The sequence below is a fragment of the Pedobacter steynii genome, from assembly GCF_900103665.1.
GTDB classification, from domain to species: domain Bacteria; phylum Bacteroidota; class Bacteroidia; order Sphingobacteriales; family Sphingobacteriaceae; genus Pedobacter; species Pedobacter steynii.
In genome coordinates, this window is the sequence record NZ_FNGY01000003.1 from 536,107 (window position 1) to 559,948 (window position 23,842).

Annotated in this window: 16 protein-coding genes; all 16 read right to left on the reverse strand. The window is 44.1% G+C overall.

Annotated features, from left to right (window positions below):
• Window positions 1-28: 28 nt before the first annotated feature.
• The 16 genes from BLQ87_RS10575 to BLQ87_RS10650 all read right to left on the reverse strand — a co-directional run bounded on the left by BLQ87_RS10575 (window position 29) and on the right by BLQ87_RS10650 (window position 23,838).
• Window positions 29-949, reverse strand: a complete 921-nt coding sequence (locus BLQ87_RS10575) for a hypothetical protein (protein ID WP_074606249.1) — start codon at window positions 947-949, stop codon at window positions 29-31.
• Between the two features lie 22 nt (window positions 950-971).
• Window positions 972-2,429 (reverse strand): RagB/SusD family nutrient uptake outer membrane protein, encoded by a 1,458-nt coding sequence (locus BLQ87_RS10580; protein ID WP_083361792.1) that lies wholly within the window; start codon window positions 2,427-2,429, stop codon window positions 972-974.
• Window positions 2,430-2,470: 41 nt separating this feature from the next.
• On the reverse strand, window positions 2,471-5,980 hold the full coding sequence (locus BLQ87_RS10585) for a SusC/RagA family TonB-linked outer membrane protein (RefSeq protein WP_172664755.1): 3,510 nt from the start codon (window positions 5,978-5,980) through the stop codon (window positions 2,471-2,473).
• A 204-nt stretch (window positions 5,981-6,184) separates the two neighbouring features.
• The gene (locus BLQ87_RS10590) at window positions 6,185-7,345 is read right to left on the reverse strand and encodes a FecR family protein (protein WP_074606256.1); all 1,161 of its coding nucleotides are present in this window, start codon (window positions 7,343-7,345) and stop codon (window positions 6,185-6,187) included.
• Window positions 7,346-7,453: 108 nt separating this feature from the next.
• The gene (locus BLQ87_RS10595) at window positions 7,454-8,053 is read right to left on the reverse strand and encodes an RNA polymerase sigma-70 factor (protein WP_074606258.1); all 600 of its coding nucleotides are present in this window, start codon (window positions 8,051-8,053) and stop codon (window positions 7,454-7,456) included.
• Window positions 8,054-8,164: 111 nt separating this feature from the next.
• Complete coding sequence (locus BLQ87_RS10600; RefSeq protein ID WP_074606261.1) at window positions 8,165-9,292, reverse strand: TlpA disulfide reductase family protein; 1,128 nt, start codon at window positions 9,290-9,292, stop codon at window positions 8,165-8,167.
• Between the two features lie 24 nt (window positions 9,293-9,316).
• Window positions 9,317-10,345, reverse strand: coding sequence for a DUF4465 domain-containing protein (locus BLQ87_RS10605; RefSeq protein WP_074606263.1), 1,029 nt, complete (start codon window positions 10,343-10,345; stop codon window positions 9,317-9,319).
• A gap of 14 nt (window positions 10,346-10,359) precedes the next feature.
• Window positions 10,360-11,853: a RagB/SusD family nutrient uptake outer membrane protein gene (locus BLQ87_RS10610; protein ID WP_074606266.1), complete on the reverse strand. Its 1,494-nt coding sequence runs from the start codon at window positions 11,851-11,853 to the stop codon at window positions 10,360-10,362.
• 9 nt (window positions 11,854-11,862) lie between these two features.
• The gene (locus tag BLQ87_RS10615; protein WP_172664754.1) at window positions 11,863-15,258 is read right to left on the reverse strand and encodes a TonB-dependent receptor; all 3,396 of its coding nucleotides are present in this window, start codon (window positions 15,256-15,258) and stop codon (window positions 11,863-11,865) included.
• Window positions 15,259-15,532: 274 nt separating this feature from the next.
• A complete protein-coding gene (locus tag BLQ87_RS10620; protein ID WP_074606270.1) occupies window positions 15,533-16,735 on the reverse strand; it encodes a FecR family protein in 1,203 nt (400 codons plus the stop codon).
• A gap of 60 nt (window positions 16,736-16,795) precedes the next feature.
• Window positions 16,796-17,389 (reverse strand): RNA polymerase sigma factor, encoded by a 594-nt coding sequence (locus BLQ87_RS10625; protein ID WP_074606272.1) that lies wholly within the window; start codon window positions 17,387-17,389, stop codon window positions 16,796-16,798.
• A 150-nt stretch (window positions 17,390-17,539) separates the two neighbouring features.
• Window positions 17,540-17,911, reverse strand: a complete 372-nt coding sequence (locus tag BLQ87_RS10630) for a hypothetical protein (RefSeq protein WP_143010406.1) — start codon at window positions 17,909-17,911, stop codon at window positions 17,540-17,542.
• A 290-nt stretch (window positions 17,912-18,201) separates the two neighbouring features.
• Window positions 18,202-19,968 carry a cellulase family glycosylhydrolase gene (locus BLQ87_RS10635; protein WP_074606277.1) on the reverse strand — a complete coding sequence of 589 codons (1,767 nt, stop codon included), beginning with the start codon at window positions 19,966-19,968 and terminating at the stop codon, window positions 18,202-18,204.
• 18 nt (window positions 19,969-19,986) lie between these two features.
• Window positions 19,987-20,865 (reverse strand): glycoside hydrolase family 16 protein, encoded by an 879-nt coding sequence (locus BLQ87_RS10640; RefSeq protein ID WP_245723833.1) that lies wholly within the window; start codon window positions 20,863-20,865, stop codon window positions 19,987-19,989.
• A 67-nt stretch (window positions 20,866-20,932) separates the two neighbouring features.
• Window positions 20,933-22,333, reverse strand: coding sequence for a PKD domain-containing protein (locus tag BLQ87_RS10645; protein WP_074606281.1), 1,401 nt, complete (start codon window positions 22,331-22,333; stop codon window positions 20,933-20,935).
• Between the two features lie 11 nt (window positions 22,334-22,344).
• The gene (locus BLQ87_RS10650) at window positions 22,345-23,838 is read right to left on the reverse strand and encodes a RagB/SusD family nutrient uptake outer membrane protein (RefSeq protein WP_074606283.1); all 1,494 of its coding nucleotides are present in this window, start codon (window positions 23,836-23,838) and stop codon (window positions 22,345-22,347) included.
• Between the last annotated feature and the right edge of the window lie 4 nt (window positions 23,839-23,842).

Below are 23,842 nucleotides of genomic sequence, written 5' to 3' on the forward strand. Positions count from 1 at the left end.
TTAGTTGAATTATTAATTGTTAAATTTCTTATTTGTAAGCGTCGAGTTTTTCTCTGTAGGTATTGCCCATCGCCTGAATGTCCCAGCCCTCTGACTGAAGGTAGGCGACAAAAGCCTCATACTTTTTAGCCCGCGCAGGACTATTATCCAGGTATTTTCTTTTGATGTTTTCTTTTGATTCCAATGCCAGCAACCTCAGCCAGGAAGAGAAATCGTTCTCAAAAGAACTGGAGCCAGAAGCTTCAATAAAGCCCCCTGTCATGGCAAGAAGCTCATATGCGGCATCTCTCTTTTCTACATCTCTATCCTTATCATACTCTTTCCTGATCTTATCTACGGCAGCGCCGTTATCATAGGCCTTTCCTGCATCTGCAAATGCTTTTACCGGTGCAGGAATGCGCAGCGTAATCATGGAGGAGAGCTGCGCCCATATCGCGTTGCTCAGCACAGAATCCTGATAATAGTGCCGATCGGGATTCAGTACAGGTAAAGCATCAGTCATTTTGTTTGGCCAGCAAATCACGAGCCTGCTCCTGCCAATTCTTTTGATGTTCTCCGCAAAATATCCCCTTCCATAACTTTTCACAAAGAACAATTCCAGTGGAAAAAATGATTTTGCATATTTCGGAGCCACACCAGACATCAATGCCTTCGTATAAAGGATCGCAGCCGATCGCTCCTGATCTGCAATTTTCTCTACCCCAAAGCGATTGAAGGGATCGTTATCAAGAATCGCATTGGTCACCTCTTTCCAATCCTTAAAGTCCATCCGCATCCAGACATTGTAACTCTGGTATAATTCTTTCACCGCAGGATCTGCATCCGCCGGAGGCGAAAACATATTTTCAATTTTTAAACCTTCCGAAGGGATTAAGGCCTCCTCTTTTTTACAGGACCACAGCAAAACTGCCAGACTAAAGGCTATAACGTATTTATTTTTTAAGTTCATGTCTTTTAAATTTAGGCTAAGCTTATCTCTTGTTTAATGGCATTTCCGGACTATTGATTTGTTCAGATAAAGGAATTTGCAGGACATAGCGCGGATCTTTCTCTTTTAAGGTATATACCTGTCCGTTTTTATAGGTATGCGTTAATGAAGGTTTTCCCAGTCTCCTCAGGTCAAACCACCTCAAGCCTGCTTCAAATGCCGTTTCAATCCGACGTTCTTCATAAATGCGCTTCAGAAGCTGGTCCTTATCTGAAAAATCGGCCAATTTCAATGGAATAAATTCCTCCTTCTTAATCCTATTGATCAGAAGATTATTCAAATCCGTAATCGCCAGTTCCAAACGCCCCAGTTTTGCATAAGCCTCAGCACGTGTCACATAGGCTTCGCTCACTTTCAATCCAATATGATAACTGCCGTTTTCCTGCTTGGCGAACATGTTATAAATGGTAGGGCCGGTCTGGATACCATCTGCAGTAGTCAGATCAGCAAAGGAATTGAAAATGTAGCTCCTATAGTCCTTAACGCCGTTGCGACGACATAGGGCTAACAATTCAACCGATGGCTTACAAGCAGCCATACCATGGTAAAAAATATTGTTATTTGCCTTTCCGGCCATAAAGAATAAGACCTCGTTCTTATAATCAGAATCAATCATACCATAATTGCTGGTAAAGGCGTCGGCTTCCCTGTTTTTCCCGTCAATATGTGCCTGAGTTTCATTCATATTAAATAAGCCTCTGGTATTCATCACTATAGTTGAAGCCGCAATAGCAGCTTCATAATCTCCCATAAAAAGATTCACCCTGGCCTTGAATAACTGAAGGGAATTGTAATTGAAACGGAACTTACTTTTTATTGGCTTTCCCATCAGCAATGCCGAGGCCTGATCGATATCCATCTGTATCTGGCCCCACACCTTCTCAATGGATGCCCTGACATTGTTCTGTGTATTTTGATGGATATCTACAGCGGTTAAGGGCATCGGTACCCCAGGCTCCGCCAGTGTTCCCGGCGCATAAACATCCGCATATAAGTTCAGCAGATAGAAATAACTAAAGGCCCTCAGTGCATAGGCTTCCCCTTTTACCGTTTCAAAAAGTACCTTTTCCGCTAAAGAGGGATTGCGTTTAGAAAATTCATCCAGCACCGTATTTGCATAATAAACGGATCTGTACAACTGTCCCCAATAGGGATCATCAGCCACTCCTTCCAACTGATGAGTCGATGCCCAGACAAACCAGGGTTCATTAGCGCGGTCCAGACTGGCACTCGTTTGCAGGTTGACAAAAGCATTATCCGTCATGAGTTCAGTTTTAAAATAGAAATCCTGTTTCGGATATCCGCCAAGTAATACAGACTCAAAGTCGGCAATAGTTACCGGCATCATACTGTTAACCGGCTTGATGTCGAGCATTTTCTGGCAGCTGGAAGACAAGAGGACCAGCATACCTATAAAATTCAAATAAAATATCTTTTTCATCTCGTTATTTATTGTTTTTTAATTGTTAGATGGAACCTTGATTAAAACTGTACAGATAAAGAAACAGAGTAAGAACGGGGTAGCGGCAGGAAGGTATTTCCAAAGGAAACATTTGCATTCCGGGTATCGTTGTAGTTCATCAACGATCCGGTAGATTCAGGATCCTGCCCCTTTAACGCCTTATTTTTCCATACATGAAGGTTATTTCCCTGAAGCATCAAACGGATGTTCTGAATCCCCTTCGCCCGGAGTGCGGGGGTAAAAAGGTCATAACTTAGCGATAGGTTTTGCAAGCGGACAAAATCCCCTTTCACCGTTCTCAGGTCACTGTTGTCGTACATATTTCCGTTATATGGGCTTGTTCCGGTGACGGCAAGGTCCCATGGATCAGATTCCAGCTTTGGAACATTGGTATGCAATTCATCCCCGGGTTGTCTCCATCTTTGTGTCCATTCTTTTGACATGTTCTGGGTCGCATCGGGAAAACCAAGTGCATATCCCTGAGAAAGGTTGCGCAAACGGATCACATTCCCGAAATTTCCAATCAGCAATGCGGAAAGGGTAAATTTCTTATAAGAAAAAGTATTCGTCAATCCACCCTGGATCATTGGCATTGTTGTTCCGGAATAGGTCAGTCCATCGGTTTTATTCATCCCATACAAAACCTTTTCCCCTTCTTTAGTAGTATAGAATGATGCCCTTCCATCGGCATTTAAGCCTGCATAACGGTAAGACCAAAGTCCATTGATCGGTTTCCCTACGACTGCTGAGGCGGCAAAATTGGTACGTTGTGCATTGGTCAGGCTACTTACTGTAGGTACGGAATATACTTCGAGCACCTTATTTTCATTATAGCCCAGGTTGACATTTGTAGACCAGCGGAAATCTTTTCCATCGATATTAATGGAATTTAAAGACAGTTCAAATCCCGTATTCTTCATCGAAGCCCAGTTGACCTGGATGGAGTTGAATCCGGAAACCTGTGATACCTGCTTGGTTCCTAAAAGATCAGCCCCCCTTTTGTTGTAATACTCAATGGTACCGCTCAATCTGCGCTTCCACAAACCAAACTCCAGGGCGAGGTTAGTGGTATAGTTCATCTCCCATTTCAGGTTTGGATTTTTAGGTGCGGAGATCACGAGATACCCTTCTTTATTGATCACGTCTGTAGTTCCTATCCTGGCCACCAAATCAGAATAAGCCTGGGAAGCCACATTCCCCTGACTGCCATATGACCCTTTTAAAGTCAGATAGGTGAGCCAATCCTGATCCTTCAGGAAATTCTCTTCTTTCATCTGGTAGTTTAATCCCAACGCCCATAGTGGCTGAAAAAGCTTATTTGTCTTTATCCCAAAGCGGTTTGATCCGTCTGTACGGGCATTCAAACTCATGGTATACCGGTTTTTATAGGTATAGCCGGCTACCCCAAAATAGGATACCGCAGCCGTCTCGTTCAGGTTCTCTGTCCAATATGGAATCCCCATGGTCTCCATGAGCTCAAATTGAGGAACCTGCTGGTGCCCCCGGTTGTGTACATATCCATAGATATCCGTAGTTACCTCCTTATATTTAGAGGTTCTGATCTCCTGACCAGCCATCCCATCAAATCGATGGTCGTAACCGATCACAGGCATAAAGGACAGCTGATTTCTAAAAGTCAGGGAGTTGTTGTTGTTTGACCTGTCCTGTCTGAAACCTCCGTCAAACCATATCGGAACGCCAATATAATCGACAGTTTTAAACATGTCCCGTTTTCGCGCACGGACAAAATAGCTGTCCTCGGTAGCAATATCCTCATCTACGGTGTTTTGCTTCGAAAAAGAGAACAAACTGGTAAAAATCAGGTCCGGAATTAGCCTCCATTCCAGATCCACAGTTCCCCGCATCCCAAAGTTTTTGGAGGTCCTCCAGCCTTGTTCCCTGTTTTCCAGAAAATTGTATTTAAGGCTGTTATAGTACAAGTGGTTATATCCACCGTTTTCATCAAATGCATGCTGCGCCGGAGTGGTATATATTGCCCATTCATAAGGATTTTCACGGGAATCAGTCGCAAAGAAACTATTGTTTTCTCTTGCATTAATATCCAGCATTCCTCCGATACGGATGTTATCCCTTAGCCTGGTATAGACTTTAACCGATCCGGTATAGGTTTTCTGTCCGACTTTTTTTGCGGTAGCCTGGTCGTCCATCATGCTTCCCGACAAATAAAAAGTGGTCTGCTCCGTTCCTCCGGAAAAATTCAGACTGTGTTTATGGGTAAAAGCATTTCTGAATAAATGTTTAAACCAATCGGTATTGACCGTTTCCAGCTGTTTTACTTTATCATTAAACTGCGCCCAGCTCAGCTTCCTATCGTGTACATCCACAAAATAGCGCTCAAAATCGGATACTGTTCCATACTCCCCTGGTTTGGAAGTACTCGTGTTCAGGATGCCTCTGGAAATCATCTCCAGGTTTACATTCGTGCGTTCTTTTGAATTCATCATATAGGCATCGGCCATCTGAGGGCGCATGTTTACGGAAAGGTGACTGGAATAACTAATCCTGGTCTTGCCGGAAACTCCTTTTTTAGAGGTGATCACAATTACCCCATTTGCAGCTTTTGTTCCATAAATGGCAGTTGCTGCGGCATCTTTTAACACATTGATCGACTCAATATCATCCACATTGATCCCTCCGATTCCGGAAGCAATCAGGTTTCTGTTGTTCATAATGTCATCTACCGATACGTTCAGGGGATCGTCCAGAATGATCCCATCGACTACCCAAAGCGGCTGAACATTGCCACTGATGGTAGAAGTTCCCCGAATCCGGATCTGAGGGATGGCTCCGGGTGCTCCGGAAGTACTGACAATCGTTAGTCCGGGAACCTGCCCCTGCAACAGCTTATCGATATTAGGTTGATTAATAGTTTTCAGCACATTCATGTCCACGGTCGTGATAGAGGAAGTCAGCCGGCGTCTTTCGATTTTCTGATACCCGCTCACGACAACTTCAGAAAGATCCGACATATCTGCTTTAAGTTTAATCAGGAGCTGATTTCTACCTTTCACAGGTTCTTCTTTGCTGATATAACCGACGCATGAAAAGATCAGCACCGCATCTCCGTTTGGAACAGTGATGGCAAAAGCTCCGGACTGATCTGTGGCCACTCCTAATTTACTGTCTTTGAGCCGAACACTGATTCCGGGTAAAGGAAGTCCGTTTTCATCGGTCACCTTTCCCTTTACTTCGATATACAATGGTTTTTGAACCTGAGGTTTCCGCTGTACAACGACCGTATTTTGCTGGATGACATAGGTGATGGGCTGATCTTCAAAACAGACCTCCAATGCTTCTTTTAAGGATACATTTTTGAGTTTAACATTTACTTTTTTCACGCCTTCCAGCGTTTGGGCGGTATATACAAAGTTGTAGCCACTTTGTATCCGCAATTCTTTAAAAATTTTATCCAGAGAAGCGTTTTGCTCAGAGATGGTGATGTTCTGGGCAACACTTTTTGCGGCGATCTGGAAGAAAATGGTCGTCATTAGAAGGATGGTTAACTTCATGATTCGCAGTATTTTATTTTGGGCATAAGCGGGCCGCTTAGACCTCAGGAGATCGTAAATATTCATTACATTTGGGTGGTTTGGTTTGTTGATTGATTGTTTTCTGCAAAATATCGGGTAAGCCAGGCCAGTGTCAGACCACGATGGCCGTCGGGTCTGGCATGTTTATTTGAACCATTAAGCTTACCGTAGGTGTAAGTAGATTTATGGCATAACTGTAATTTTCCTCCCTTCGATTTTAAAGTGTACCGTTCTTGTTAATTCCAAAATATTCAATACTTCAGATACCTCTTTAAATCGTGATACCGTCCCTATAAAAGTATTATCAGTTGTTTTCCCTTGATAAACGATCTCCAGATTATACCATCTGGAAATCTTCCTCATGATGCTGCGCAGATCCTCGTTGGCAAACATAAAATAGCCGTTTTTCCAGGCCACCGCTTCTTCTGTATCTGCCGAAACCACATGAAAATGGTCATAGGCAAAGATGGATTCCTGGTTCGGCTTCAGGATAAGCTTATTGTTAAGCCGGATACTGCCCTCCAGTAAAGTTGTAACGATGCTTTCTTCGTCGGGATAAGCGTTAACATTGAAGTGTGTACCCAATACCTCAATAATTTGTTCCCGGCCTTCCTGGTCGGGGCGGACTGCTGTGATGACCTTAAATGGCTGATGTTTGTTCTTTGCCACTTCAAAGTAGGCTTCGCCGCTCAACTCTACGATACGGTTCTTCTGATCCGTAAAAGTCAGGGGAAACTTAAGAGAAGAAGCGGCATTCAGCCATACTTTGGTGCCATCTGGCAAATTGACCTGATATTGGCCACCCCTGGGGGTGGTAATGGTATTGCTCGCTTCAGAGGAAGATCCTGCAGCGCGGGCGTCATAAACCAATTGTCCATCTGCAGTCTTTATGATCTTAATTCCGGATTGTTTTGTCAATGCTCCGTTTTCGGCATCGGTCAGGGAAATTTCCGAACCATCAGACAGGGTAAGAATCGCCTTATTCCCACCAGGGAGAATTTTGGAAGCGTACTGTGAAGGATAAATCACTTTTCCAGCCTCTCTGAAATCAGGATAAAAATACAAGCCGAGGCCAAAGATGATGAAAACCATCGCTGCAGCAAGCCACCTGAAAACAGGTCGGAATTTCAAGACTGGACGGGATAGGCTTTCCTCTATCTGCTGGTCAATCTGACCAAACAAACGCTGGCTAAATACTACACGCTCCCCTTCTTCCATATGCGCGACATACCCATCTTCCTGCTCAAATGAATCGTACCATTGATCCAATTCTGCTGCTTCTGCTGTAGTCGCCAGATCTTTTTCATATTTTTCTATAAGATCCAGCAGCTTCTGATATTCCATAATTTATTCCCTAAGACCCCCGTTTATATAAGAGTCACCCATACACGAAAAATCCGCTACTCCCCTTCGGGACTATTTCATAAACAATTGATTAACAATGGAATAATTTTAAGACTGGAGGAGATAAAATGTAATGAGCAGTTCCAGTTTATAATCACCAAAATGCTCGTTCATGATTTTCATCGCTTTGCTGATGTGTTTCTCCACCGTGCTGACAGAGATTCCCAGTCTAAGAGCAATGGCTTTATTGGGCAGTTTTTCAAATCTGCTGAGTATAAAAACCTCCCTGCATTTTTCCGGCAGTGCTGCCGTACTTTCTTTTATTTTTTGTGACAATTCCTTAGCCTGTAAGGTATGATGAGGAGTAACGTGCTCAAAACGAAGCTCGTTCTTCATCTGCGTTTCAAAATTGTACTGAACCTGCTGTGTTCTGATATAATTTAAGACTTTATATTTTACAGCCGTCTTCAGGTATCCCGCAAGTGTGATCTTTATTTCCACAGACTTTCTCTTCAGAAAAAGACTTACAAAAATATCTTGTGTGATTTCTTCCGCCGCTTCAATGGATTTTAATCTCCGGTAAGCGGTATCCACCAGCAGTTGCCAGTAGCGATGATAAATCTCTTCAAAAGCGACACGATTATCTTCATTCTGGATTAATTCCAGAAGTCTCTCGTCTGTAAAGGTAGCTGATCGATAAGGATACATGATTTCCCTCAATGATAAAAAAAAAATACCAAGCTACCAATAATCACAGGGCTCCCTGCGATTATTGGTAGCTGTCATTGAGCATGTTCCATTAAAATGGAGAAGGGGGCCCTATTTAGAAAGAATACTTTTTAACTTCTCCTGAAGCGCTTCACCCCTCAGGTTCTTCGCAATAATTTTCCCATTTGGATCAATCAGGTAGTTTTGAGGAATTCCCTTGATGCCATACATCTTGGAGACTGCATTGTTCCATCCTTGAAGATCACTCAATTGTGTCCAGGTTAGCGCATCCATTTTAATTGCCTTTAACCACGCCTCTTTTTCTCCAGGCTGGTCCAGAGAAACACCAAGCACCGTAAAGTTCTGATCCTTGTATTCGGTATAAGCCTTAACGACATTTGGGTTTTCCGCCCGACAAGGGCCACACCAGGAAGCCCAGAAGTCCAGCAACACATACTTTCCACGAAAATCAGAAAGCTTAACAGCCTTATCATTCACATCGTTTTGCGTGAAATCCGGCGCCATAACGCCAACCGCCGTAGCTTTCTCAATTGCAATTTGTTTGGTAAAGTCCAGCCCTTCCTTACTGTCCCTTAAAACTTTAGCTAAACGCAGAAATATAGACTCGGCTTTATCCGCTTCCATCTCTCCTGATAATTCCTTTAAAGCCAGCAGACTAAAATAAGAATCCGGATGCTGTCCAATAAAGGCCTCCTGAATTTTCGCCTTTTCTTCTGAAGCAGGCTTATAACGGTCCTGCAAACCCTTCATGAATTCTTCTGTCTCCTTCTGTTCCTTACTTGCTCCCGCCCAATCGACATTGATATCAGCAATTATTTTCTCCGGGCCAGCAATCGCTTTCCGGTATAAGGCATGTGCTGTATTGATCGGGGAACCTGAGATCACCGCATTCTTTACAGAGTCCCTGCTTTTCAATTTCAGCGTTCCTTTATCCAGATAAAGCGATAACACATCCTGATTTTTTGCAGAGAGACCAGATCCCTGATGGTCTAAAATAATTTTGGCTGAACTGGGGCCGGAAATCTCCCCTTTAAAGGTAAAAACTCCATTTTTTAACAAAGCAGAATCTTTTACCATGGCGCCATTTTGCCGGTAACTCAGGTAAACTTTTGATTTGGCTCCCGCCCCGGCTATTTCTCCTTGTAAATTGAATGCAGCATTTTGTCCGTAGGACACTACTGGCAGGGCACATATTAATGTGAAGATTATTTTTTTCATGAGTATATATTTGTTTTTTTTCGGTTATTTTCTAAGTCTGATCCCATCCAGGCAGAAATATGGAGGAACAGGTGTGGAAGAAGAAAGTTGAAACACCAGCTTGTCTACCGTTCCTAAAGTCGCCAATCCTACTTTGAACCAATCCTGCTGTACATAATTCAACTCCGGATTTGCAGGATCGACTTTGGGCCGGATGGCCAGCCAATAATCCACATTTCCAGTTGTTGCCCCAGCCTTAAAGCCTTTTATAGTCAACTTCACATAGCCTTTTGAAATGCCTTCCGCAGCCTTAGTTGAATCTGCTTTTACCGCAGCTTCCGTTTTTCCGGCAAGTCTTGCAGCCTCTGCTGCCGTATGTCCAGCCGCTGCCTTGACCAGATTTTCTTCCCCCGACAGGCGGATCATGTTTGTTCCTCCTGGTCCGGGAAGGCTAAACCGGCCATAACGGGTGGTAGAGGTATTGGCAATCAGTATGTTTTTAACCTTTCCTCCAGTCATCAGGTATTCCTGAGTCTTTGGATCCAGCGTTCCTGAATAGGCAGAACCATAAGATTCCAGCAATACATTATAAGTCGTATTGGCGACCAGAATGTGCTCTACCACACCTGGTTTTTCCAGGGTAATGGCCGCATCCTCATCCTTTACACTCGCCACGAGGTAACTTCCCGTCTGGTTTGGTTTAGAAGTAAATACGCTAAATATCGTGGAATCTATGCTCGCCTGCTTTTGGGCCGCCGTTAAGCCTCCCAGGGGTGCAAAATCCGGACTCAGGTTCCATGGATAAGAACGCCAGTTTTTATTCGATAACGCAAAGCCACTAAAGGTTCCATCCCCGTTCTTCTTCACATTAACCGTAATTCTTCCGCTTTGGTCATTCCCCACCTTAAAGGGGGCATCAGGAATCCTGAAAGAGAATTCAGGAAGACCTTGTTCTTCAAAAGTAATGTCATCGGGATAGGCAATCCGGATTTCCCTTTTCTCTTTTGAGCAGGAAAAGAAAGAGAGCATCGCTACCGTAACCAGCAGCATGCTATAAGAAAATTTCTGTTTCATATTTTCAGTTTTGTCTATTTTAAATCAGGGTTTTGTACCATCAGCGTATTGTTCACCATTTCCACACGCGGGATTGGCCAGCAGAGTTTATTCAGCTCAAATGCTTTGTTTTCTTTAATCGCAACAATCCAGGGTTGCCCATCTTTTTTGAAGCGGACAGCGGCAAACATTTCGCTTCCGTTTTCCATAAAGAGCTCCATAAAAATTTCCTTAAAGATCAGGTCCATCAACTCATCAGAATTTTGCGGATTTAAAGGCATCAGCACAGGGTTCGTTCTTTTGGAACGCATTTCATTGATCGGCGCAATTGCCGTTGAAATTGCAGCTCCTGTTCTAGCCAGCAACTCCGCCTTCATCAGGTACAATTCCGAATACCTGAAATAATAGGCCGCATACTTTTCATCCTTCGGATTCGCCTGTGCTCCCGCATACCTGCCCAGCCTGGCCAGTTTTTTGAAACAATAACATTGTTTATCGTCCCAGGTTTCCGGTGCACGTACCGATCCGGTAACCACTGGCCACCGTGGATCCGCCTTAAACCAATCTACCCCATATTTCAGTCCTGCTGTTAAAGTTTTATCTATCGGTAAAGGCAAACGGTCCCCGCCATAGATAATTCCATAGGTATAGTTAAAACCACCGGTATAAGCCCTGGAGCCATCATCTTCCAGATACCTTACAAAAAGATTCTCGTTTGAATCCCATGCTTTACCATACACATCAGCCAGGCTGGATTCCATGGCAAAAGAAGGCGAAGGATTGGCCAGAATTTCATTTACCAATGTTAAGGACAGTTGAAGATCCGCAGTCGTATTCCGGTATCCTCCACGGTATAGCAATAACTTCGCTTTTAATGCTTTTGCAAATTGCTTTGACAGGTAACGCGGAGAACTGAACTCCCCTAAATTTGCAATGGCATAATCCAGATCCTCATAAATTTTCTGATAACTTTCGCCGACTGTTGAACGGGCTTTCAACACATTTTTAAGACTGATTACTTCATCCCGGCAAATGATACCGTAAGCATCCGCATCTTCTGCCCACCAATGACCAAAATTCCAAAGCACATTCGCATGAATCCAGGCCCTCAGACACCTACCTTCTGCCACCATCGCTGTCCTTTCTGCAAGAGGAACTGCCGCATCTGATAATTTACCTATGCCCTCAATTGCAAAGTTTGCTGCATTCAGGCTCTTATAAAAATTCTGCCAGATCCCGGGTACATTGGATCCGGGATTCGACTCGTTATAAGTCAGGTCATAATCCGTCTGCGCCGTAATGTTTACAAAACCTGATTTTGTGGCCTGCGCTACATAAAGTGCGCCCGACCAGCTGTCATTCTGAAAACTGGCATACACCCCTCCCAGGGCTGCTTTTGCCGTAGTCAGGTCTTTAATTGCATTTTCACCCGTAAGGGAATGCAAAGGTTGCTCGTCAAGGAAATCTTTACAGGATGGCAAAACAGCGCCAACGAAGAGCAGGAGGATAACATATAATTTCTTTTTCATCACGATAGCCTATTTAAAAGTGAACTTAATGCCTAGATTGTAATTTTTCGCAGATGGGTAATAGCTGCCATCGATCCCCATTCCCGTCCCTATAGCACTGGACGACCAGTTTCCCTGAGGATCAAAGCCCGGATAACGCGTTAAAGTAAAGAGGTTGCTCGCCTGGAAAGTCAGGTCAATTCCCTGAATGATCTTGTCTTTAAAGATCTTTTCCGGTAAACGGTAGCTGATGTTCAAAGCACTAAGCCTCAAATAAGAAGCATCATACAGCCAAAAATCAGAAAACTCTCCATTTTCACCCAGGCCATAAGGTGTTATCCTTGGCATTGAAGCATCATAAGGACTTAATAAAGTGGCACTTCTGCCCGCAATCAGGTTACTCTGATTATAATTCCCCATATACCCCGCATCATCCATCGGCATGCTCCAAAGACGTTTATTGCCGTAAGCATAAGTGAATGTACCGTTGATCATAAAGCTTTTATAAAAGAAGGTCATCCCAAATCCTCCGAATAGTTTCGGGTCTGAACTTCCCAGTTTCACCCGGTCGTCTGCATTGATGATTCCATCACCATTCTGATCCATAAAGTAAAGGTCTCCCGGGTTTTCTGCCGCGTCCCGGTAATATTGCTTTGCACCAGCAGACTTTCTTCCCTGAAGGGCGATGACCTCCTCGGCAGTTACAAATAAGCGGTTGGCTGTTTGATAGCCAAACCATTGCCCCGTCCTTTCTCCCTCTTTCACTTTCATGTACGTGGTGGCGTCACCGGGAAAATTGAGCTCCCTGGTCACCCCGTTAATCTTCATAATCCGATTGCTGTTTCTTGCTGCGTTAAAATCAAGTGTCAGGGTAAAATCTGTTCTTTTCAGCACATCTACACTAATGTCAAACTCAATTCCATTATTCTTCAATGAAGCAACATTGGAACTCACGCTGCTAAAGGAAGTGCTGGAAGGCAATGGCCTGCTATAAATCAGCTTGTCTGTTTTCTTCTGATAAATCCCGAATGAGCCCCGGATCCGTTCATCCCAAAGGCCGAAGTCAAGCCCTAAATCTGTCATCATCGTTTGCTCCCATTGCAAATCATTATTTCCGATAGAATTCGGTGCAATCGCAGGATTTTCATTATACCTGGAAGAGCCAACCCTGGTCATCCAGTCGTAATCCCCTAGGTTCTGTGATCCCGCCTTTCCGGTTGAAGCCCTTAATTTCAAATAGGAAATGACTTTACGCAGTTTTTCATTTTTCATAAAATCTTCCTCCGTAATCAACCAGGCTACTGCCGCTGAAGGAAAAATTCCCCAGCGCTTATCCGGTCCGAAACGGGAAGAGCCATCGCGGCGAACCGTTCCTGAAAGGATATACCTGTTGTTATACTTGTATTGCAGTCTTGCAAATTGTGAGATCAGTCCGCTTGCGGTATAACTCTCCCCAAGGCTTCCTCTCGTTGCTGCAGAAGGAAAATCATTCAGGATGTCATCATCAGGAAAGTTTGTGGCCTCCATGCTATACCCCAACCCGCTATTCTTCTCCATCGAATAACCTGCCAGGCCCAATACATCATGCTTTCCAAATGTTTTTGCATAGGTCAGCGTATTTTCCCAGACACTCGTCTGGTTCTTGTTATTGCTCCAGGACCTGCTTCCTTCGGTATTAAAAGTACTGCCTCTGCGATCGTAATCCAATCGCTGTGTATTTGCATAATTGGCAGTATAGGCAGTCCTTAGAAGCAATCCGTCGAGGATGGTATATTCCAAAAATCCCGTTCCGTTAAACAGTTGTCCCGATCCGGATCTCGTGTTCAGAAGCGTGGTGTATGGATTTTCAGTATAGGCATCCCTGGTAAACAACGTTCCATCCGGATTGTAAACAGGAATATCCGGCCTGATCTTTTTCAGCACATCCAGCATATAATCCTTATTGTTTGTGTTTCTGGTAGAGCCGCTCAGGTTCAAGCCAAATTTAAAGCCCTTTCTTAATTTAGCTTCCAGGTTAAGCCGGCCACCATACAGCTTACTTCCTCCCGTTTTTACAATACCATCCATATTGGTATTGTTCAGAGAAACATAGTACGCGATATTTTTAGTTCCGCCCCTCAGAGAGACATCATGCTGCTGGGTCAATGGATTCCGGGTCATTTCCTTCATCCAATTGGTGTTTCCCTCATAATACGCACCTTTCAGTTTTTTAAGATCACTGGCTTTGAACTCACTGGTATTCAAACTAAAAAAAGCCTGTTCATCAAGAAATAATCTCGTAAAGTAGTCGAAACCTCCCTGGTTCATCACCTCTTTTCTTGCTGCGATATCGGCAAAGTTCTGGTATTCCGGCCCCTCCATATATTTATATCCATTAAAATCCTGCTTTTGATAACCCAAACGCGTGGAGACTTCAATGGTAGGGTTCATCCCTTCTTTTCCTCTTTTGGTACTCACAATCACGACTCCATTTGCGGCCCTGGATCCATACAACGCCGTTGCAGAGGCATCTTTAAGGATGTCGATACTTTCTACATCATTCAGGTTCAGGTTATATAGAGAATTGGCAATGTTTCCCGAAGTAGCGGAAGAATAATCCGGGACGCCATCAATGACCCATAGTGGCTGGTTATTTCCGGAAAGGGAAGATGCCCCCCTGATCACGACACTGATTGGAGAGGTTGGGGAGGCCGACTGGATCGCCACGTTTACCCCGGAAGCTTTACCTTGCAATAAGCTTTGAACCGTGGAGCCCATTGGTGCATTTCGGATTTCCTTTTGTCCGAGGCTGGCAATAGACCCGGCAATGTCCTTCTTTTTTGCAGTACCATAGGCCATCACCACAATCTGATCTAAAGAACCCAGACTTTCTTCCAGTACAATGTTCAGCTCTCTTGCCCCTTGTACTGCGATTTCTTTTTGCTTATAGCCAATAAAGGAAACCAACAATACCACTTTGTCCTCAATATTTTTTAGCACAAACTCTCCCTGAGCATTGGTCATCACTGCCTTCCCACTCTCCTTTACCTTTACTGTGGCTCCAGGTAAAGGTTGACCTTTTGCATCTGTAACCCGACCTTTAAGGTCTTTCTGGGGGAGCTCTGCCCTTGTTTTAGCTTCCTTTCCCAGCGAAACCTTCTGGGCAATCACAATCGTTTTATTCTCTATGCTATAATCAAAAGGCTGGTCCCTGAAGCATAAATGCAAAACTTCAGAAAGCTCAGCTTTCACCACATTCAGCGTCACCGGCTTTGCCGATCGCAACAGGCTAAAATTGTAAAAGAACACATAGCCGGTTTGTTTTTTGATGGAGGAAAAGACTTTCTCCAATGGCACATCTTTTCCGGTATAAGTCACCGTTTGTGAATAGCTGCTGGCAAAAACATTCATCACGACCAAGGTTGTCAGAAAAAAGGTGAGTTTCATAATCAGTCCTAGTTGAGCTGAAAACTGCAGTTTTGGCATACGAGGAACCGGATGCCAAAATCTTTGTAAGTCATCATCATGGCGACCGCCTTTCGAGCAATCACCAGGTATAAAAAAAATCATACATTTGTTAGGTTTAGGTTGAAGAATAAGGTTTGTTGAACATTTTTTATTGAATTAAACCTAGACTCAGGATCTTCTTAATAAAGACCCTTCGCCAGGAGTGTTGCAAGCGCTCCTGGCTTTCTTTTGGTTTAATTCTTTACGGGTAACATTATGGCATAACGATCACCTCCCTTCCTTCAATTCTAAAATGAATCTGGCTTTTATTCAATATTTTGAGTGCCTGAACCAAGGTTAAGTCTTTTTGAATCGCCCCTCCGAATTCCAATGCCGGAACAGCCCCTTCATAACGGACCGTCACATCGTACCAACGGGCGATCTGCCGCATCACAGTTTTGATGTCGGCACGGTTAAACTGCAGGTATCCGGCTTTCCAGGCCAGACATTCTTCCGTATCGGCGGGAACCACCTTTATTTTATGTTGACTCAATATAGATTGCTGCCCTGGCCGAAGCAGGAAACTCCCCGTCCCTGGCATTACCCTCAGGCTTCCTTCCAACAGCGTAGTCTTCGTACTCTCCTCATCATCATAAGAATTTACGTTAAAATGCGTTCCCAATACCTCTATCACCTGCGCTTTTCCGGCTATATCAGCGCCGGTACTTACCTTAAATGGCTGTTCTTTATTCTTTGCCACTTCAAAATAAGCTTCCCCATTTAGTATAACATGGCGCTGTTTGAGTTTATTAAAAGACTGTGGAAAGGTCAGAGCGGATGCGGCATTGAGCCAAACCTTAGTTCCATCAGGCAGATTGATCTGATATTGGCCACCGCGTGGAGTGGCTATGGTATTGTATTTTGGCTGTCCATCAGAGGCTTCATTTTCCGACCCGTCGGAAGAACTCGTATCATAGATCACCTGTCCCTCTGCTGTCTTTCGGATAGTAATTCCCGCCTGCCTGGCAAGGGCGCCATTTTCGGCATCGGTCAATGAGATCTCCGATCCATCGGCAAGGATCAGGATGGCTTTATTCCCACCGGGAGCAATATCGGCGGTAACCTGTTCAGGAAAAGCACTTATCGGTTCCGGAACAACCTGTCTATAAAAATATAGCCCTACAGAGAGCGTTAATAACAACACCGCAGCCGCAAGCCATCGGAACCGCGCAAGGAATGGTTTCCTTTTGATGACCAGTGGCTGATCAATTCCGACAATTTTCGTCAACATCCCGGACCAAATCAAATCTCCGGTCATATTTGGGGAAGGTTCCTGCTGTTCCGACATCATTTCCGAAATTCCCTCCACAACAGTTTCCTCTTCCGTCCCCGTCAATTCCAGCAACTGCAGGCTTTCGGCTGCACTGAGTGTCCCTTTTTCAAATTTCCCCAATAGATATTTTACCTGTTCCTTCATAGCTTCTGATACTAAGAAGCCGCAAAGGCAATTAAGGACTATCGGGAATAAAAAAAAATATTATTTCAATAAGGCGAGATAAGCCAATATACTGAGGGTCACACCGTGATGGCGCAAATGTTCCCGTATGGACTTCAGAGAGATCACCAATGCATTTTTTACCGTATTTGGGGAAAGGTTGAGCGAAGCAGCAATTTCAGGAATGTTTAATCCCTGGCCCCTGCTCATCAGATAAATCTTTTTTCGTTGCGACGGTAGCCGGTCAACAGCATCGGTAATCAGGTGATTGATTTCATTGAGCTGAATTGTATCTACTGTCGTATTGCTTTCATTGGGCTGATCTAGCCGGAGGTTATCGATGGCCCTGGCTTGCTTCAGTACTTTTCTAAGGTGACCAAGACATTCGTTCGAAGCATACTTATACAACCATGCTTTTACATTCTCTACCTCATCCAGCTTATCTCTGTTTAACCAAACCCTCAAAAAAGTATCCTGAATAATTTCTTCTGCGGCTGCAGACGATTTTGTAAAGCGCAAAGCGAAAGCTTGTAATACAGGTAAGTAATGATAGAACAAAATACCAAATGCCTGCTCATCCCCTTCCGAAATTTGCTTCAACAACAGCCGTTCATTAAAAATTTGTTTTAATGTCATACCCTTAATTTCCCCCTACATATCCTGAAATGCCTTTTTTGAAGACCTGAAATACGTACCGTAATGTTAAATAATTATTTTGAAACCATCGGCATTGTAAAATACAACCTCCAATAATCCGTCAAAAATCCAACATAAAAAAAGGCACAACTATTTGTCTGGTTCGGCCGCAGCCCTGTTCCGGCTCAATTTCAAGGTATCTGAAGAAGAATCACCAAGATAAAAAACCACTGGAGGCCCCGTCTTTGTTTGTTTTGGCCGGTCACTACACTCTCCTGAAAACGTGATGCTGTCGGTAAAGAAAACCACTTTCGAACTGTCCTCAAAATAATACCTTCCAAACACAGAGGTGAAGCAGTCATTTCCACACCAGGCAACGTAATTACTTACAAAGTGTTCCTTGTCAACAAAGTCGATGACGTTCCCAACCCATCTTCCAGCGCTATCTGAATGGGGTATAAGTACATAATCATCCGCTTCATTTGAAAACCCAAACAATTGTTTCGTTTCAAATCTCTTCATTGAAAGTGTATTTTCAGCTGCAGTATAAGCATGTACTTCGGTGTGGCGACTGTTACAACTTAAGGTAAGTGCAATCAGGATAAGGTATAAAATAAGAGTAGGCTTCATGTGGTAATGACGCCAATAGCCCGGATATTCCATAACCATACCGCATAATAATAATTCAACACAACCATTATCCCCACAGTCCGCCTAAACCGGAGAATTCGGCTACTCCCACTCCATTTATAAACAAAAAAAGATGGCCTCTCCAGACCATCTTATCAATTTACAATTAAACACGAGAGCGTTTACTTTTCAAAGCGGATGCTGCTAAAATTGAAGCCTCCGGTATTTATATAAACTTTCAATTTCTGTATCCCTTTCGTTAACCTGATTCCTTTCAGCAGTAGCGGCTTGAAAAGCGCCAGTCCGCCGGTTTGTGGAATGTTTTTATTGGCAACGATTGTTTTCCCATTCCTCAATATGGAAACATTCCCCTTGCTGTCTTTTGCAGCAACACCGAGGTTCAAGCAATAAACTCCTGCTTCCTGCACGTTAATAGTATACTGCAACCATTCCCCGGCTTCGGTATCACTCACAAAACACCCTTGTTCCCGAGCCCCATTCTTTCGGATGTCTACCCCGTCATTCCGATAGGTCCTGCCCCGGTTTCCAATGGTTGTCTTTTGCGTGGAAACATGGTAATCTGCAGTATCCTGATCAAAATAAGCTTGTCCGTTGACCCCTAAATCATAATCTGCCGCAGCAAGGATAGCTCCTGGTTTGATCACATTCGCTTTAAACGGCTTCGTTTCCGAAGAAAAAGGCTGACGAAACATCGCGTCTACCACATCTGCATGAAAGATATTGTGCTCTATTTTCAAATCTTCCGAAAGCCGCATCAAACCTTTTTCGGCAATAGCAGCCGAAGGTTTTGGCCCATCCCCGTTCCAGTACTTCAATACCGCATCGTATTCCGGATTGCTTTTTACCTGCAATGGATTGTTGTGTCCCAGCTTTTTCAATGGCCACCAGGCCCAGCCGATGTTATTCTTTTCAAAAAGACGAATTGCTTCTGTGAACCAAACGTTTGAATTTTCTCCCGTTTCTCCCAACCAGACCGGCACATTCTGTTCTGTTCTTGCCTTTTCCATCCCCCCTACTGAAGCCTGGTCATTAAAGGCCCAGTATTTATGAAAGCTGAGCACCATATTGTTATCCCAGAGTGGAAAAATTCCGTTATAGTTATTTCCCCAGCCATTCCCTTCAATGATCAGCATGTGCTTTTGATCCACTTCCCTGATGGCTTTGGTGATCTCTACCATCAGCTTTCTCAACCCTACATTTTTCTGTTCTTTTAATCCGTTTTTGTCATTTTCCAGATCTTCAAATCCCCAATTGGGCTCGTTGATGACATCATAGGCGCCAACCCAGGGTTCATTTGCATATCTTTCTGCCAGTTTACGCCAGAGTGCCACTGTCTTTTGCTGATTGGCTTCACTGTCCCATAAAGAAGGTTTCTGCGGATCACGGTCGGAAATATTTAAATCGTTTCCTTGTCCGCCGGGCGCGGCATGCAGGTCCAGAATGAGGTAGAGCTGATACTCCTTACACCAGGCCAGCAGGCTATCCGTCATGGCAAATCCCTGTTCAAGCCAGGTATTTTGTCCCGGTACAGGCTCCTGATCTACAGGTAAAGTATACAAGTTAAAATGCATTGGGAGGCGGACAGAATTAAATCCCCAGTCTTTCATCGCCTTAATGTCTGCTTTACGCGTATGGTTAGCGCGCCATGCTTTATAAAATAATTTGGTCTTATCTTCCCCAATCAGGTCCTTAACCCTTTCCCGGATTTTAAACTGCTGCCCCTCATTATTCAGGCCTAACATGTACCCTTCCTGAACCATCCATCCTCCAAAACCCATTCCTCTCAACAGCACATTTTCACCCTTTTCATTTACAATCCTTTTCCCTTCTGTTTTCAGGAAGCTCTGGGCACCGGCATTTTTCAGGCCTGAAAAAAGCAGAATTACACACCACACTACACTTAACGGAATTGCTTGTCTTATCTTCATATTCTTCATTTCCGCTTTCTATTTATCGATCATCTTATAGTACCTGACATAATCCAGTTCAAATTTTTGCGGGAAGACGGCATCATCGATTCCCTGTGCACCTCCCCAATCACCGCCTACTGCAATGTTTAACAACAGGTGGAATTTCTTATCAAATGGCCACACCTTATAACCTGTTCCTTCATTCACAAACTCAAAGACTTTCTGGTTATCGAAATATCCCCTGACCGCATAAGGCGTCCAATCTACCCGATACAAATGGAAAGCAGCGCTTGCCCCTGGAATCTTCACCGTGCTCGATTTCTGCGTATTGATTTTGAAATAATAGGCTTCGGTATGTGTAGTGAAATGAACATTATCCTTATCATATCCAACATGCTCCATGATGTCAATCTCTCCTGATTTCGGCCAGTCTCCATAGGCCCTTTCTGTAGGCAACATCCATATGGCGGGCCAGGTTCCTTTACCTGAAGGCAATTTTGCCTTTACTTCAATTCGCCCGTAAAGGACGTCGAGCTTATTGCGGGTCACCAGTCTTGTCGAGGAATAAGCCATTCCTCCACTGTTTTCTTTTCTTGCCGTAATCGTAAGCAGGCCATCACCGACCCTGCTGTTCTCCAGGCTATTGGTATAATTCTGTTTTTCATTATTTCCCCATCCGCTCCCACCAAGATCATAATCCCATTTTGCAGAAGAGGCTGAACCGGTATAATCAAATTCATCATACCAGGATGGCACAGCTTCAAAAGTCCAGTTTTTGTCGACGGGAACATTTGGAACCGGAGGAGTGATTATCGGCCCCTCGTCCCTGGACGTGGAACAGGAGATTAAGGAAAGCAAGGCTACAATTGGGGCAGTAAAGATGGTCATCATCGCTATTCTATTGTTTATAAGCATATAAAGCTGTTTTTAGAAAAAAGGATAAAGCCTGAACGCAAACGATTCAGGCTTTATCCTGGATTCCTTATTTAAATTCAAAATCATCAATGTAGAAAATTCCAGGGTTTGGATGTCCTTCTCCTCCCAGCTGGACTACAATTCTGTCGTATACAGTATCTGCAGCGTATGCAGAAAAATCAAATTCAAGTTCGATCCAGCTGTTGAAGACATTCAGCACTTTCGCAACCTCCTTTTGTGTGGTCCATGCATTGCCTCCAAGTAAAGAGTTCTGGAGTTTGACCACCACCTTCGGATTTACTTTGGAAAAATCATTGTAGGAAGGCAGGAAGACCTTCATCTTCACCTTATTTTTAGTGCTCAGGTCTAACCTGTATGGTAATGTAGCCTGTAGATTTCCGTACTGCGCATCAACACCATCTTTTTTTGCATAGAAGCCAACCTTGGCGGAGGTATTCACAGGTAGTGGTGCAGGATTATCATAAGCCTTTTTATAGGTGATATTTTCCGCCAGCCAGGTAATGTTTCCTGCGGCATCGAAATCATCGCTCAGACTTGCTGCTTTTAGCGGTTTTTCCACTACAACAGGAGGTGTAGGTGTAAAGCCCTTTCTCGACAAGCGCAGGTACCAGGCCTGATCGGCTACCGCTTTGCTAGTCGTCCTCAGGTACATTTGATCAGCAGTAATGGAGAGGATCTCATATTGAGAGGCGCCCGTATAATAAGCGATAAAACCATTATCCGATATATTGATAAACTTTTTACCGCCACTGAAGACCAGTTTCCAGGTCATATTGCCAGGCGGGGTATAATTGACCATGACATCTTCCGTAGCCCCGGTTACGCCAAGATCCTTCGCATTGTCTTTATTGGCATAGGTTGTTCCGTTATTTACATAACTATACTTCCAGCCGTTTAGGTTGAAAGTCATCTCATCATCGTAAATACCGAAAGCTTTCTTTTCCTCAGGACCTGCTTTAAACCATTCATCTGTGGTACCTGTTATCGGACCTAATCCAAGGTGTCCTACCGTTCCCTTTTCTATGACCCAGGTCTTTCCATTTACATTTGTCGCAGTACCTGTCAGGGCATCGTACTCAGGTCCCCTGAGCATGTCGGTATTGGTTTGAGCAATCACCACTTGTTTGGTCACAGAGGCAAATCCTTCCTTTGTAAAAACAGTGAGTTTTACGGTATAGGTGCCCGCTTCAGGATAAGCGGCACTGATGGTATTCCCTTCTCCTGAGGTACCATTTCCAAGGTCCCAGATGGCCTTAAAGCCACCGGATTCATTTTTAAAATCTATGATATTTGCATTGGAAGCCTTGGGGCTTGCGCTGAATTTTGCAGTCCCGGGTACAGCACCCTTATCTACGGGAAAGTCCGTCCGCTTACAGGATGCCATCATTAAGATCAGTCCTGCCAACAGGCAAGTCCAGGATTTAATGGAGTGATATGGAGTTCTCATCTTCTTATTAATTAATTATATCCAGGATTCTGTGTAATTCCGCCTTTAGTAAGGTCGATTTCATCTTGAGGGATGGGTAAATGCTCGCTCTTTCCAACGGCAAATCCAGTCAAAGCAGCTGCTGCTTTCTTCGTGCGCACCAGGTCAAAGAAACGATGTCCTTCGGTAGCCAGTTCCAGCCTTCGCTCGTTATAGATATTGTCGATGGTAGCCGGGACACTTGTCAGCCCGACCCTTGCTCTAACCAGATCCAGTAAGGTCTGTGCTCTTCCCTGATCACCACCTGCACGAACCAAAGCTTCAGCTTCCATCAGATAGGTATCTGCAAGTCTGATTTCGATTTCATTGATCGGCCAATTTAGCTCAGCAGTACCGCTTGTTGCCCTTACAGCTGCCAGGGGTGCATATTTTTTGATGAAATAATCGGTATTCTGATACCTTGCCGTATAGGTTGCTCCCTGTGATTTTAAGTCCTTCCCGTCAATGATGGTAAAGGCAAACCGGGGATCGTTCTTCATGAAATCTACCAGACTTTCTGTTACCGGACAGAAGCCCCAGCCATTGGAATAAAGTGGTCCGCTATAGCTGTCTGCTCCGATAAACTGAGGTGCAACATTACCTTCACCCCCATTTATAAAACCCCAGTCTCCCCATGCTGCATTATTAGAATGTGGAATTTCGAGAATAGACTCTGCACTGAACTTATTTTTCGGATCAAATATATCCCCAAAATTTGGAAGCAGCTGATATCCGTAATTGCTGTTAACGTCTTTTAATAAGCTTGCTGCCTCAGTCATCTTCGCGTTTTCATTGGAATACAACAAGACTTTTCCGAGTAAAGCTTTTGCTGCTCCCTGAGAGATTCTGCCTTTTTCTGTGGCTGCTACAGACGCAGGTAAAGCAGAAAATGCTTCCCTCAGGTCTTTTTCAATCTGCGTGTAAACCAATGCAGGATCAACCTGTTTCTGCGTATAAAGTTCGCTGGTTTCCAACATCTTTGTGATCAATGGAACCCGTCCAAAAAAGCGTACCAGATCGAAGTAAAAATAAGCCCGCAGGAATTTTGCCTCTGCGGCCACACGTGTTTTAAAAGCAGGAGTTAAAGAAGTGTTGAGTTCCATTTTGGCCAGCAATATATTTGCCCTGTAAACCCCTGTAAAGTTTTTACTCCACAAGCCTACCTGCGGTCCCACCCTGGAATCCATTTTAAAATTATCAAAAGCAACCCAGTTTGGCTGATCGGAAGGACTACTTCCACCCGCATAACAATCATCTGAGGCCGCGCTCAGCAGCGGCATTTTCATCGTATATCCTCCTGAGTTCCCCCATTGCATCACATCATAAGTGGCAATCAGGCCCTGATATACTTCTCCATCGGTTTTATAAAAATTCCCTTCCAAAGCGGTCCCTCTGGGTGCCACTTCTAAAAAATCCTTCTTGCAGGACGTTCCCGCTTGCATGATCACTACAATAGCGATTGCATATTTTATTTTATTGAATGTCATAATT